15 protein-coding genes are annotated in these 13,735 nt (G+C 62.2%); 12 read left to right on the top strand and 3 right to left on the bottom strand.

All coding sequences use genetic code 11. From position 1 onward, the window contains the following. Positions 1-179: 179 nt before the first annotated feature. The gene (metE, locus tag AC0IW7_RS18665; protein WP_471819985.1) at positions 180-2,474 is read right to left on the bottom strand and encodes a 5-methyltetrahydropteroyltriglutamate--homocysteine S-methyltransferase; all 2,295 of its coding nucleotides are present in this window, start codon (positions 2,472-2,474) and stop codon (positions 180-182) included. Between the two features lie 146 nt (positions 2,475-2,620). Here metE and metR point away from each other — a divergent pair, with 146 nt between their 5' ends. From metR to AC0IW7_RS18625, 8 genes are all read left to right on the top strand, one after another. After that, positions 2,621-3,544: a transcriptional regulator MetR gene (metR, locus tag AC0IW7_RS18660; RefSeq protein WP_122492624.1), complete on the top strand. Its 924-nt coding sequence runs from the start codon at positions 2,621-2,623 to the stop codon at positions 3,542-3,544. A 110-nt stretch (positions 3,545-3,654) separates the two neighbouring features. Beyond that, on the top strand, positions 3,655-5,319 hold the full coding sequence (locus AC0IW7_RS18655; protein WP_471819983.1) for an FMN-binding glutamate synthase family protein: 1,665 nt from the start codon (positions 3,655-3,657) through the stop codon (positions 5,317-5,319). 160 nt (positions 5,320-5,479) lie between these two features. Beyond that, entirely contained in the window at positions 5,480-6,088 is a 609-nt protein-coding gene (locus AC0IW7_RS18650; RefSeq protein ID WP_471819981.1) for a LysE family translocator, read from the top strand. Positions 6,089-6,091: 3 nt separating this feature from the next. Then, a complete protein-coding gene (locus AC0IW7_RS18645) occupies positions 6,092-6,862 on the top strand; it encodes an AraC family transcriptional regulator (protein ID WP_471819980.1) in 771 nt (256 codons plus the stop codon). A 105-nt stretch (positions 6,863-6,967) separates the two neighbouring features. Continuing rightward, positions 6,968-7,141, top strand: a complete 174-nt coding sequence (locus tag AC0IW7_RS18640; RefSeq protein ID WP_471819978.1) for a DUF1427 family protein — start codon at positions 6,968-6,970, stop codon at positions 7,139-7,141. 34 nt (positions 7,142-7,175) lie between these two features. Continuing rightward, complete coding sequence (locus AC0IW7_RS18635; protein WP_471819977.1) at positions 7,176-8,135, top strand: quinone oxidoreductase family protein; 960 nt, start codon at positions 7,176-7,178, stop codon at positions 8,133-8,135. A gap of 105 nt (positions 8,136-8,240) precedes the next feature. Further along, a complete protein-coding gene (locus AC0IW7_RS18630; protein ID WP_471819976.1) occupies positions 8,241-8,963 on the top strand; it encodes a substrate-binding periplasmic protein in 723 nt (240 codons plus the stop codon). A gap of 84 nt (positions 8,964-9,047) precedes the next feature. Then, positions 9,048-10,265: an MFS transporter gene (locus AC0IW7_RS18625; RefSeq protein WP_471819974.1), complete on the top strand. Its 1,218-nt coding sequence runs from the start codon at positions 9,048-9,050 to the stop codon at positions 10,263-10,265. Here AC0IW7_RS18625 and AC0IW7_RS18620 read toward each other — a convergent pair whose 3' ends face one another. Beyond that, positions 10,266-10,682 (bottom strand): cupin domain-containing protein, encoded by a 417-nt coding sequence (locus AC0IW7_RS18620; RefSeq protein WP_471819972.1) that lies wholly within the window; start codon positions 10,680-10,682, stop codon positions 10,266-10,268. A gap of 2 nt (positions 10,683-10,684) precedes the next feature. After that, positions 10,685-11,128: a carboxymuconolactone decarboxylase family protein gene (locus AC0IW7_RS18615; protein WP_471819971.1), complete on the bottom strand. Its 444-nt coding sequence runs from the start codon at positions 11,126-11,128 to the stop codon at positions 10,685-10,687. A 114-nt stretch (positions 11,129-11,242) separates the two neighbouring features. On the opposite strand from AC0IW7_RS18615, the gene AC0IW7_RS18610 reads away from it, so the two are divergent. From AC0IW7_RS18610 to AC0IW7_RS18595, 4 genes are all read left to right on the top strand, one after another. Further along, complete coding sequence (locus AC0IW7_RS18610) at positions 11,243-12,163, top strand: LysR family transcriptional regulator (RefSeq protein ID WP_471819969.1); 921 nt, start codon at positions 11,243-11,245, stop codon at positions 12,161-12,163. A gap of 214 nt (positions 12,164-12,377) precedes the next feature. Further along, positions 12,378-12,656 carry a type II toxin-antitoxin system RelE/ParE family toxin gene (locus AC0IW7_RS18605; protein WP_471819967.1) on the top strand — a complete coding sequence of 93 codons (279 nt, stop codon included), beginning with the start codon at positions 12,378-12,380 and terminating at the stop codon, positions 12,654-12,656. A gap of 16 nt (positions 12,657-12,672) precedes the next feature. Next, a complete protein-coding gene (locus tag AC0IW7_RS18600) occupies positions 12,673-12,960 on the top strand; it encodes a HigA family addiction module antitoxin (protein WP_122492637.1) in 288 nt (95 codons plus the stop codon). Positions 12,961-12,992: 32 nt separating this feature from the next. Beyond that, positions 12,993-13,529 carry a GNAT family N-acetyltransferase gene (locus AC0IW7_RS18595; protein WP_471819965.1) on the top strand — a complete coding sequence of 179 codons (537 nt, stop codon included), beginning with the start codon at positions 12,993-12,995 and terminating at the stop codon, positions 13,527-13,529. Positions 13,530-13,735: the final 206 nt, after the last annotated feature.

The raw sequence follows: 13,735 nt of genomic DNA, 5'->3' as shown, positions 1-13,735 counted from the left end.
GGGGAAAGCAATTAGAAACCCAAACCTCCGTCATCCTCGCGAACGCGGGGATCCAGAGTTGCGTGGCGGACGTCCATCGCGAAACCATCCGAGATTCTGGATCCCGAATCGTCGGACCGCCGCGTGCGCGAGGATGACGGTGTTGGGGTGGGGAACGCAGTTAGAACCCAAAACCTCGATCATCCGCCCGCCCGCATCTGCCGCGCCGCCGCCACCATATTCACCAACGCCGCCTCCGTCTCAACCCACCCTCGCGTCTTCAGCCCACAGTCCGGATTCACCCACAGCCGCTCCAGCGGGATACGCCTAGCCGCCTTGCTCAGCAGCCCAACCATTGCCGCCGTGTCCGGCACCCGTGGCGAATGGATGTCGTACACGCCCGGACCGATGTCATTGGGGTAGTCAAACGCTTCGAATGCATCCAACAACTCCATGGCCGAGCGCGAGGTTTCGATGGTGATGACATCGGCATCCATGGCCGCGATGGCTTCGATCACATCGTTGAATTCGCTGTAGCACATGTGCGTGTGAATCTGCGTGGCATCGCCAACGCCACTGGCGCACAGGCGAAACGCTTCCACCGCCCAGTCGAGATACGCCGCCCATTGGGCTTGGCGCAGCGGCAGCCCTTCGCGGAAGGCGGCTTCGTCGATTTGCACAATCTTGATTCCGGCGCGCTCCAGATCCACCACTTCGTCGCGGATGGCCAACGCCAGTTGTCGCGCCTGTTGCTCGCGAGGAATGTCGTCGCGGGCGAAGGACCACATCAGCATGGTCACCGGGCCGGTGAGCATGCCTTTCATCACCTTGTCGGTCAGGCCTTGAGCGTAGGTGATCCAGTCCACGGTCATGGCCTGCGGGCGGCTGAGGTCGCCGACTATCACCGCCGGTTTTACGCAACGCGAGCCGTAGCTCTGCACCCAGCCGAAACGGGTGAAGGCATAGCCGTCCAACTGCTCGGCAAAGTATTCGACCATGTCGTTGCGCTCCGCCTCGCCGTGCACCAGCACGTCCAGGCCAAGGCGTTCTTGCACCTGCACGGCATGGCGAATTTCGCAGTGCATCGCCTCGGTGTATTCGCCCACCGACAACTTGCCGCGCTTGTAGGCCTGACGCGCCAGACGAATGGCCGACGTCTGCGGGAACGAACCGATCGTGGTGGTCGGCAGCAGCGGCAACTTCAGGCGCGCCCGCTGCACGTCGATGCGCTGCTCGAAGGGCGTTTGGCGTTTGCTGTCGGCCGGCTGGATGGAGGCGATGCGCGCCTGCACCTCAGGTTTATGGATGCGTGTGGAATGAGCCCGACTGGCTTGCACCGCAGTGCTGGCGGCCAGTGCGGCGACCACGTCAGGGTCTTGCGGCGTGTTCAAGGCCTTGGCCAGCAGGGCAATCTCAGCGCACTTCTGCACGGCAAATGCCAGCCAGCCGCGCAGCTCTTCGTCCAATTGGTCTTCTCGGTTCAGGTCGACCGGGCTGTGCAACAACGAGCACGAACCGGCGACCCACAGGTTGTCGCCGAAACGCGCCTGCGCTTCCTGCAACTGCGCCAGCGCCTGCTGCAAATCGCAGCGCCAGACGTTGCGGCCGTCGACCACGCCCAGCGACAACACTTTGTAGGTGGGTACGCGGTCGAGCACCGCCGCCAGTTGCTCCGGAGCGCGCACAACGTCCACGTGCAAGCCTTGCACCGGCAGGCTGGCGGCCAGGCCGAGGTTGTCTTGCAAGTCGCCGAAATAGGTGGCGACAAGCTTTTGCGTCGGCGAGTACTGCAGCAGGTTGTAGGCGCGTTCGAAGGCGTTTTTCCAGGCTTGCGGCAGGTCCAGCGCCAGAATCGGTTCGTCGATTTGCACCCACTGCACGCCTTGGGCCGCCAAGCGTCCGAGAATTTCGCCGTATAGCGGCAGCAGGCGGTCGAGCAGGTCCAACTTGTCGAAGTCGCCGTTACGGGCTTTGCCCAGCCAAAGGAACGTGAGCGGGCCGAGAATCACCGGCTTCACTTGATGGCCGAGCGCGTGGGCTTCGGCTACTTCCTCAAAAAGCTGCTCCCAGCTCAGCGTGAATTGTTGGTCATGGCTGAATTCGGGGACCAGGTAGTGGTAGTTGCTATCGAACCACTTGGTCATTTCTTCGGCGTGGGCGCCAGCGCAGCAACCTGCGCCGTGGCCGCTGCTGCCACGGGCCATGGCGAACAGGGTGTCGAGCGTCGGCAGGCGGCTGCCATGACGGAACCGTTCGGGCACCACACCGCACAGCAGCGAGTGGCTGAGCACCTGGTCGTACCAGGCGAAGTCGCCGACAGGCAGCAACTCGATGCCGGCCTCTTTTTGCAACTGCCAATGGCGGGCGCGCAGGTCACGGCCTACTGCGCGCAGGCCGGCTTCATCGAGATCCCCTTGCCAATACGCCTCAAGCGCCTTTTTCAATTCACGGTCGCGACCGATGCGGGGAAAGCCCAGGTTGTGTGCCACTGCCATTGCGATGTGCTCCAGGTAACTGATGGCGCACATTGTCGGCAGCTAAAACACATGAAACAAACTCAACATTTTCCAGTTGATCCGTACATCCATTCACGTTAGTTTCGTTCATGTTCAGCCCGTCAGCCGCACCGAGAGCCACGCCCATGTTGGAATTGCGCCACCTGAAAACCCTGCACGCGCTGCGTGAAACCGACAGTTTGGTCGACGCAGCGGAACGGCTGCACCTGACGCAATCGGCGCTCTCGCATCAGTTCAAAGAGCTGGAAGAACGCCTGGGCATGCCACTGTTTGTGCGTAAAACCAAACCCGTACGCTTCACCAGCGCTGGCTTGCGCCTGCTGCAACTGGCCGACTCGCTGCTGCCGCAATTGCGCGCGGCCGAACGCGACATGGCGCGCCTGGTCGGCGGCACGGCGGGCCGGCTGCACATGGCCATCGAATGCCACAGCTGCTTCCAATGGCTAATGCCGACCATCGACCAATTCCGCGACGCTTGGCCCGAGGTCGAGCTGGACCTGGCTTCGGGCTTTTCCTTTGCCCCACTGCCGGCGCTGGCGCGCGGTGATTTGGATTTGGTCGTCACCTCCGACCCTATCGAGCTGTCGGGCATCACCTACGTGCCGCTGTTCACCTACGAAGCCATGCTCGCCGTGGCCAACCAGCACGGTTTGGCCAACAAGCCCTACATCGTGCCTGGCGACTTGGCCAAGGAAACACTGATTACCTACCCGGTGGAACGCGATCGCCTGGACATCTTCACCCGCTTCCTGGAACCGGCCGACATCGAACCGGCGCAGGTGCGAACCTCGGAACTGACGGTGATGATGATGCAGCTGGTGGCCAGCGGCCGTGGCGTATGCGGCCTGCCCAACTGGGCGCTGCATGAATACAGCTCGCGCGGCTACGTGACGGCCAAGCGCCTGGGCGATAAGGGCTTGTTCGCCACGTTGTATGCCGGCATTCGCACCGACATGCTCGATGCGCCGTTTATGCGCGATTTCCTGTTGACTGCGAAAGACACGTCGTTCTCGACGTTGGAAGGCGTCAGCGCGGCGAAGGAAAAGTAGGCGCCTGCGCCCAACAATGAAACGGGCTGCATGCGCGGAATCGACGCTCGACTCCCCTGCCCGGCCCGTCTACTCTCAGCCCTTGCCGCCACCGCCCCAAGGGACTTCGCATGAGCCTGTCGTTACTCAGCCGTTACGCGTTTTTTGTCGTCTGTCTCGTGTTCACCTTCGCCAGTTTGCCCTTCTACCACCACGAATGGCTGTGGCCGTTCACGCTGTTAACCGGCGTGCTGACGTTGGTGGGCATTGGCGATTTGCTGCAGACGCGCCACGCGGTGCGGCGCAATTACCCGATTCTGGGCAACATCCGCTACCTGGTTGAGGGCATCCGCCCGGAGATCCGCCAATACCTGCTCGAGGCCGACGGCGACAAGCTGCCGTTTTCTCGCGCGCAGCGTTCGTTGGTGTATGCGCGTGCCAAGAACGAGGGGGCCGACAAACCCTTCGGCACGTTGATCGACGTGTACCAGAACGGCTTCGAGTTCATCGGCCACTCCATGCGCCCGGCGGCGCTCACCGACCCTGACAGTTTCCGCGTGATGGTCGGCGGTCCGGCCTGCAAGCAGCCGTACTCGGCCTCGTTGTTCAACATCTCGGCCATGAGCTTTGGCTCGCTCAGCGCCAACGCCATTCGCGCATTGAACAAAGGCGCGAAACTCGGCAATTTTATTCACGACACGGGCGAGGGCAGCATCAGCCCTTATCACCGCGAACACGGCGGCGACCTGACCTGGGAACTGGGCAGCGGCTATTTTGGTTGCCGCACCAGCACAGGCTTATTCGACCCCGAGCGCTTTGCCAAGCAGGCGCAAAGCCCGCAGGTGCGGATGATTGAGATCAAGCTGAGCCAAGGCGCCAAACCCGGCCACGGCGGCATTCTGCCCAAGCACAAGGTTACCAAGGAGATCTCCGAAACCCGTGGCGTGCCGATGGGCGAAGACTGCGTATCGCCCTCGCGCCACAGCGCGTTTTCCACGCCCACCGAGCTGATGCAATTCGTTGCCCAGCTTCGAGAGCTGTCGGGCGGTAAGCCGGTTGGGTTCAAGTTTTGCCTGGGCCACCCATGGGAGTTCATGGGCATTGCCAAGGCCATGCTGGAAACCGGAATTTTGCCGGACTTTATCGTCGTCGACGGCAAGGAAGGCGGCACGGGCGCGGCGCCGGTTGAGTTCACCGATCACATCGGCGTACCGCTGCGTGATGGGCTGCTGTTTGTGCACAACACGCTGGTGGGGTTGAATTTGCGCGAGCACATCAAGCTCGGCGCCAGCGGCAAAATCGTCAGTGCCTTTGATATCGCCAGCGTGTTGGCCATCGGCGCCGACTGGGCCAACTCCGCGCGCGGCTTCATGTTCGCCATCGGCTGTATTCAAAGTCAGAGCTGCCACACCAACAAATGCCCCACCGGCGTCGCCACCCAAGACCCGCTGCGCCAGCGCGCGCTGGTGGTGGAAGACAAAGCCGAGCGAGTGTTCAGCTTCCATCGCAACACCCTCAAAGCCTTGGCCGAAATGTTGGCGGCCGCCGGCCTGAGCCATCCTTCGCAACTCGATGCACGCCACTTGGTGCGGCGCATTTCCAACACCGAGATCAAGTTGTTTTCCCAGGAGCACGTTTTCCTCAAACCCGGCGCGCTGTTGAGCGGCCAGGTGAGCGGCGAGTTCTACGAGCGCATGTGGAAAATGGCCCGCGCCGACAGCTTCGATCCAGCGCCGCCTGAGCCGGACCACCAACCGGTTGCACCGGTAAAACCGGATGCGGTGGAAAGCGTTTAAGCGAGCCTCATCACGCCACGGAACGTTATAGAAGCAGCAGCGTTCTGTTGAGTGGCGGTGGCCTTGTTTGGAACGGGCAAACCGGCCCTGCTTCGCGCTGTAAAAGCACGCCGTGGCCCTGCTATTCTCGCCGCTCACTCGCCCGTTTCGGATCGTTCCCATGGCTTTGCACACCTGGCTGGTTTATTTACTCGCCGTCGTTGGCCTGTCGCTAACGCCGGGGCCGAACGCGTTGTTGGCGCTCAGTCACGGGGCGTTGTATGGGCAGCGCAAAACGCTGTTCACCATCACCGGCGGCATGCTCGGTTTCACCCTGTTAATGGCGCTGTCGATGTTTGGCATCGGTGCGTTGTTGCAGGCGTCGGCCCATGCGCTGACGGTGTTGAAGTGGATAGGTGGGGCGTACCTGGTGTGGCTGGGATTTCAACTATGGCGCGCGCCGCCGATTACGCTGACCGATGAAACCGGGCCGGACCGAGCCGGCCACGCCTTGTTTCGTCAGGGGCTGTTGTCAGCCGTTTCGAATCCGAAGGTGATCCTGTTCTTCGGCGCCTTCTTGCCGCAGTTCCTCGATCCAAGCCGCGCGCTGTGGCTGCAATTTGTGATTCTGGTGCTGACCTTCGTGTTGTTTGAAGCGGTGGTGGAAGTTTTGCTGGCGCGCATGGCACATCGCATTCGACCGTGGCTGGAGCGCACCGGCAAAGGCTTCAATCGGGCGTGCGGCGGTATGTTCGCGGTGATGGGGGCGGCGTTGCCGACGTTGCGTTAAATCATGGCTCGCGCTGCTCCTCCCGACCTGCATCGCCCGGGCGCCGCTTTACGCACGGTGGCGCGCAGCTACCCACGCGGTTTGTTTATCGAGCCCCACGCCCATGACTGGGGCCAGTTGCTGTATGCCATGAGCGGCATCATGTGGGTGGAAACCCCCGGCGAGGCGGTGTTGGTTCCGCCGTTGCGCGCGGTGTGGTTGCCGGCCCATGTGCCCCATGCGGTGCGGGTGGTTTCGGAGCTGGAGATGCGCAACATCTACTTGCGCCCCGACCAGCCGCATAGCTTGCCCACCACCACGCAAGTGGTCGACGTGAAGCCGCTGCTGCGTGAGCTGATTCTCGGGCTGGTGGAGCAACAAGGCGCCGAAGACAGCGAGTACTACCAGCACCTGAGCGCCCTGGCCGTGTTGGAGTTGCAGCGCGCCCGCCACTCGTTTTTGCGCGTTCCGCTGCCCGATGCCAGCGACCGGCGTTTGCTGACGCTGTGCCAAGCGGTAATCGCCTCGCCCTCGCTGGCGTTTTCTTTCGAGCAACATGCGGCAGCCGCCGGCGCCAGCGTGCGCACCTTGGCGCGGCTGTTTCAGGACAGCATGGGCATGGGCTTTGCCCACTGGCGCCGGCAGGTGCAACTGGCCACAGCAGTGGCGGCGTTGATCGAAGGGGCGCCGGTGAGCCGAATTGCCGCCGACCTCGGCTATCGGCCCAGCAGCTTCAGTGACATGTTCCGGCGCGAGCTGGGCATGGCACCTTCCGAGTACGTGGCGAAGCAATAGCCGCGCTCACGTTGGCCGATATACAGAAGCCTTTGACCTGAGCAGCGTTTTCCCGTCAGTAGACTGAGCCCCATTCCCACCTCACTTACGGGAAAGGAGGCTCCCATGAACTACCTGATTTCTCTAGCCGCCGGGCTGCTGGTCGGCGTTATCTACAACGTACTGGACGTGCGCTCTCCCGCGCCGCCGGCCATCGCCCTGGTCGGTTTGCTGGGCATGTTGGCCGGCGAGCAACTGATTCCGGTCGGCCGCCAATTGATCGCCCACTGGTTCTCCTGATTCCTCTTCAATCTGCCTCGCATAAGGAGCGCATATGCACGCGTTGCAATTTACCCTCACGGGCGATCTGAACTCGCTACAGCACGTTGAAGTGCCGACACCCACCGTGGCCGAAGGCGAGGTGCTGGTGGAAATTCGCGCAGCGGGTTTGAACCCCAGCGACATCAAGAATGTGCTGGGCCGTTTTCCGTACACCACCGTGCCGCGAATTCCGGGTCGCGATTTTGCCGGCGTAGTCGTTGAAGGACCGAGTCACTTGCTCGGTCAAGCGGTGTGGGGCACGGGCAAGGGCCTGGGTTTCACCCGGGATGGCAGCCACGCCAGCCATATCGCCCTGCCGGCTGCAGCCGTTGCGCTAAAGCCTCGGGCGTTGAGTTTCGCCCAGGCAGCCAGTTGCGGCGTGCCGTTCACCACCGCTTGGGATGCGCTGGAGCGCAGCGGGGTAAAAGCCGGCACCACGTTGCTGGTGATCGGCGCCAACGGTGCCGTCGGCGACGCAGCGGTGAACCTGGCCAAGGCCAGAGGCGCCCAGGTACTCGCAGCGGTGCGCCGGCCGGAAGCGGTGGAAAATCTCAACCAGCGCGGCATTGCTGCCTTGCTTCTGGGCGATCCGGCAGCGCTGGCGGCCCAGGTTGAGGCGCACTTTCCGGGCGGTGCCGAGGTGATCTTCGACACCACCGGCTTCTGGCTTCCCGCCGCCGTACCGGCCTTGGCCACCTTCGGGCGCATCGCCATTATCGCAGCGCCAGTAGACGGCAACGTGCAATTCCCGGCGCTGGCGCTGTATCGGCGCGGCGGCGTGCTGGTGGGCGTCAATTCGTTGCTGTACAGCCCGCAAGAATGCGCAGCGATGCTCGACGGTTTTGGCAGTTTGTTCGATCAAGGCTTGTTGCCGCTGCCCGAGCAATTGCGCGAAGTGCCATTGAGCGAAGGCGTGGCGAGTTATCACGCGGTGAATGCCGGCAGCGGCGATAAATTCATTCTGCTGCCCTGATCGCGGCGACACGGGCGCGGGCTTTGTGGTTAGATTTGACCGCCCTCGCCCGCTCCCGGCCTGCTTTTGACCACGTCCGGGCGACTGACTCAACCCGGTATCGCCATGCGTTTTCTGCCTTTTGCCCTTTTGTTGCTTTGCGCCTGCAGCGCAGCAGAAGAGCGCCCGCTGCGTTTTTCGGTGATCGAAAGCTGGGCCATGCCGCTGATCAACGTAGAAAACGGCGAAGCCACCGGCGGCATCATTTATGACTTGCAGACGCGCCTGGCCGAAAAGGTCGGCCGGCGCGCTGAAATGCTCGTGCTGCCACGCAAGCGCGTGCAGGCCATGCTGGTTCGCGGCGAGATTGATGTGCGCTGCTATGTGAACCCGACCTGGATGACCGAGTCCCACCATCAGTACATTTGGAGCGTGCCGTTTATGAAACAGCGCGACATGCTGGTGGCCCGCAACACGCAAGAAATGACGCTCGAACAGTTGCACGGCCAAACGGTCGGCACCGTACTGGGCTACGTCTACCCGCAGCTACAAGGCAAATTCGACAGCCGCGACTTGCAGCGCGACGACGCCCGCACCCAGCAACTGGCCCTGCTCAAGCTCGACGCCGGCCGTAACGATTATGCGGTGAGCAGCGAGCTGACCCTTAACTGGTTCAACCGCACTCAGAAGCCCCAGCATAAGTTGCAGGCCTTGCAGGAACTGTCGTCAGACCTGGCCTCATGCATTGTTCGCGACGAACCGGACGTCCCCACCATGGCGTTGCTGCGCGCGCTGGTGCAAATGAGCAACGACGGCGAATTCGAAAAAATATTGGCCAGTTACCGCTAAACCTTCCCGCAAGAATTTGTTCTCACCTGCCCCACCGGTGAATCCGTTCACCCCGTTCAAGCAATCCGATTCGAGGCTGTATCCATGTCTGATGTGTTGCCTGCTGCGGCGCCCACTGCACCGATTGCCAAGCAGTTGTCGGCCCGCGCGATTTTGCTGATTGAACTGGCGCTGTCCCTGGGCGGTTTCGCCATTGGCACCGGTGAGTTTTCGATCATGGGCTTGATGCCAGACGTGGCCACCGACTTGGGCATCACCGAGCCGCAGGTGGGCCATGTGATCAGCACCTACGCGCTTGGTGTTGTAGTCGGCGCACCGCTGTTGGCGATATTGGGTTCGCGTCTGCCGCGCCGTAATTTGCTCTTGCTGCTGATGGCGATTTTCGCCGTCGGCAACTTCGCCACCGCGCTGGCACCGGATTACCACTCGATGATGGCGTTCCGCTTCTTCGCCGGCCTGCCCCATGGCGCCTATTTCGGCGTGGCAATGCTGGTGGCGGCGTCCATGGCGCCGCCGCACAAGCGGGCCAAGGCCGTGAGCCGGGTAATGCTGGGCCTTACGGTGGCGATTCTAGTGGGCAACCCGCTGGCCACCTGGCTCGGTCAGTTGGCCAGTTGGCGTTATGCCTTTGCTCTGGTCGGCGTTATCGCCCTCAGCACGGTGGCGATGGTTGCGTGGTTTTTGCCGCTGGATAAAAACGAGCCGCGCAGTTACCCGATGCGCGAGCTGCGCGCGTTTAACCGTGCACAAGTGTGGTTGGCGCTGGCCATCAGCTCGGTCGGTTTCGCCGGCATGTTTTGCGTGTTCAGCTACATGGCGCCCACTTTGTTGCAAGTGACCCACCTGTCCGCCGCCTGGATTCCCTTCGCCCTCGCCGCGTTTGGACTGGGCAGCATTGTCGGCAATATGGTCGGCGGCTGGTTGTTCGACAAACTGCAATTCAAAGCCGTGGCGTGGCTGTTGGTGTGGAGTGCGCTGGTGCTGGCGATATTCCCACTGGCGGCGCTGTCGCCCTGGAGCGTGTTGCCGGCCGTGTTCGCGGTGGGTTCCATGGTGTCGCTCGGCGCGCCATTACAAACGCATTTGATGGACGTTGCTCAGGACGCGCAAACCCTCGCCGCCGCCTCCAACCACGCCGCCTTCAACGTGGCCAACGCGCTCGGCCCTTGGCTCGGCGGCATGGCGATCAGCGCCGGTTTCGGCTGGACGTCCACCGGCTACATCGGCGCGGCCACAGCGCTTGCCGGTCTGATAGTGTTTTTCGTGGCCTGGCGCTTTGAGCCGAAAGCGTCGCCGCGCTGATCAGTCGGCAACCCCGAGCGGCTTTACCAACGGCGCTTTGCCGTCGGACAGCAACCACGCCACTAACACGGCCGGCTGGCTCTGGCTGGCATTGCGGGTCACGCGATGCTCCTGTCCGGGCGCCTCGTACCACGCGTCGCCAGCCTTGTAGGTGTGCAGCGGGCCGTCGTCCAACGACGATTCAACCGCGCCGCTGACCACCACCACAAACACCGGCCCGGGGTGCCGGTGCGGCTCGGACGTGGCGCCCGGGGCGAATTCCACACGCAATGCGGTGGCATCAGAGCTGGCAACAGCAGGCAAATTGGCATGGGCGACGGGCGCTACCGTTTCGTCGCCAGCGCCGCCGCCGTGGGCATGTGCCAGGGAAGTGAACAGCGTTAGCAGCAATGCCGAGGTGCGCAAGAGCGTGCCCATGGTCACACCCCCGGCTGCATGGCGAAGCCCACACCGAAACGGTTCCAGGCGTTGATGGTGGCAATGGCGAAGGTCAGGTCGGCGAGTTCGCGTTCGTTGAATTGCTTCGCCACTTCGCTGTAAACGGCGTCTGGCGCGCCGCGCTCGGCCAGCAAGGTCAGGGTTTCAGTCCACAGCAACGCGGCCCGCTCGCGTTCACTGAAAAACGGCGTTTCGTGCCAAGCCGACAGGGCAAAGATGCGCCGCGGGGTTTCGCCCAGTTTGATCGCGTCGGCGCTGTGCATATCGATGCAGTAGGCGCAGCCGTTAAGCTGGGAGGCGCGAATTTTCACCAGCTCGTGCAGCGATTTTTCCAGCGACGATTCGCCCATCGCTTTTTCCAGCCCCAGTAATGCCTTGAAGGCGTGGGGAGCGACCTGAGCGTAGTTAACGCGCGAATTGTTCATGTCCGTTTCCTCAGTGGTGGCCGGCGGCTTGCCGGGGTGAAACCACTCTATTGCTCCGCTGTGCGCGGATAAATACACTGAAACCGGAAACATTAGACGGACTCTCGGACAATCATGGCTTTCGACCGTATCGATGCAATGCGCGCGTTCTGCCGCATCGTGGAATTGAGCAGTTTCACCCGCGCCGCCGAAGCCATGGGCGTGGCGAAAACCACGCTGTCTGGACAGATTCAGGCGCTTGAAAGCCAGCTCGGGGTGAAATTACTGCACCGCACCACGCGCCGTGTAACCCCCACCACAGACGGCGCCGCCTATTACGAGCGCGCCAGAACCGTGCTTGAAGATGTCGACGAACTGGAAGCCAGCGTCTCGCAAACCCGCACCGTTGCGCGGGGCAAGGTGCGCGTAGAAATGCCTTCGCCGGTGGGACGTTTTTTGCTGATTCCAGCCCTGCCGGATTTCGTTGCCCAGTACCCGGACATTCAGCTCGACGTCGGCTGTAGCGAACGCGTGGTGGACCTGGTGCAAGAAGGCGTCGACTGCGCCATTCGCGGCGGCACCGTCACCGACGCGGATTTGGTGTGCCGGGCCATTGGCCAGATGCGCTTCGTCCTGTGCGCGTCGCCCGGCTACCTGCACGGCAAACCGACCATCCGCACGCCCGCCGACCTAACGCAGCACCGCTTTTTGGCGTTTGTATTTCCGGTGACCGGGCGGCAGAACCCGGTGCGTTTGAGTCGCGCTGAACACAGCGTGGTCATTGAGCAGCCCCCGGCCATGCGCTTCAACACAGGCGGTGCGTACATCGCGGCAGCGCAGGCTGGATTGGGGTTTGTGTCGGTACCGTTGTGCGAAGCGCAACCGCTGCTAGTCAGCGGCGAGCTGGTGCAACTACTGCCGGACTGGAGCCTGCCGAGCATGCCTATCAGCGTGGTGTATCCCTATGCCAGGCGCCTTTCGGCACGGGTTCGCGCCTTTACCACGTGGGCGGCAGCGACCATGGCCGACGACCCGATGTGGCGTCTGGACGACTGAGCGGCTGAACGCGGCAATAGCGCCGCGCGCTCCCTGCTTTCTCCCACGCTGCTGTGCGTTACTTCCTCCAGACGCAACTGGCGCGGCGGCCTAGTGTCGTTGCAGCCAGGGCAGCGGCCTTGGCGGCACTAACGGAGAGGGATTTCCAAATGAGTACACGCGCTGGGCTTTTATCACTTGCAAACCGTGATGCAATACATCACACTTCTTTCCCATGATCCGCAGCTTCCAGCACAAGGGTTTACGCCAGTTTCATGAAAACGGCTGTACCCGCGGCATTCAAGCCGATCATGCCAAACGCCTCGCGCGACAGCTGCAGTTTATGGACCACGCTGTCGCACCGGCCGACCTCGACATCCCTGGCTGGCGGCTGCACCCGCTCAAGGGCGAGCTTGATCAATACTGGTCGCTCACGGTAAACGCTAATTGGCGAATGGTGTTTCGCTTCGTCGATTCCGATATCGAACTGGTCAACTACGTGGATTACCACTGAAAAGGAAAACCGCACCATGGGCATTTTCAACCCGCCACACCCTGGCGAAACGCTGCGAGAAGACGTGCTGCCCGAGCTGAACATCAGCGTCGCGGAACTGGCGCGCCGTTTGGGCTTTGCCCGCGAAACCCTGTCGCGCATCCTGCATGGCCATGCGCCCATCAGTCCGGACCTGGCGGTGCGTCTGGAGGCTGCCGGTATCGGCACGGCGCAAACCTGGATGAGCGTGCAGATCGATTACGACCTGTGGCAAGCGCGAAATCGACCCCAGCCTGCCATCGAGCGTTTCGCGGCATTGCCTTGATGCTCGACCCGCTTTGCCAGGAGCAGCGCTTAATGTCGATCACCACCGCTCGCCTGCTGCTACGCCGCCCGGTGCTGGAAGATTTCCAGCAGTTCTTCGCCATTCATTCCGACCCAGCTACCAACCAATTCAACCCGGCAGGGCCGCTCACCGATTGCAGCAAAGCCGAGACGCTGTTCGACGCCTGGCTCGCCCATTGGCAACAGCATGGCTACGGCCAGTGGGCCATCGCCAATCGCGAACAGCCTGAAGAAATTATCGGTTTTGGCGGTATCGCTCAGCGCCTCTACGGTGACGTCGAGCGCCTCAATCTGGGATACCGCTTTGCAGCATCGGCGTGGGGCAATGGATACGCCACCGAACTGGCAGTGCAAGCGCTCCGCTATGCCCTGGAAGACCTGCAACAACCCCGTGTTTTTGCCATCGTGCGGCCGACCCACGTAGCCTCTATTCGAGTGCTTGAGAAGATCGGCATGCAGCGCACCGGCGTGCTCGATGATGTGCCCGGCCAGCCGGCCAGTCTCATTTATGAAACGCAGGCAAAGCCCCGCCTCGCTTGCCCTGAATAATCGCGGTGGCACACACGCCATCGCTTTTGACGCCAATCCCATCACATTTTTTGCCTCAACCGCCCTAGAACGGGCTTTTGCGGGCGAAATGTGCGAGCTGTTTCCTATACAAATGGCGAATCTGGCTTAGGGTTAACTCAGCCATCCCGGATTTCCCCGTACCCGCTTTCGGGTTCGCGGTTGGCCCTGTTGTGTTCGCCTCGTCC

The sequence above is a fragment of the Pseudomonas sp. AC229 genome, assembly GCF_979254655.1.
Note: the sequence above shows the minus strand (reverse complement) of the source record. Positions and strands in the feature narration are given on the sequence as shown.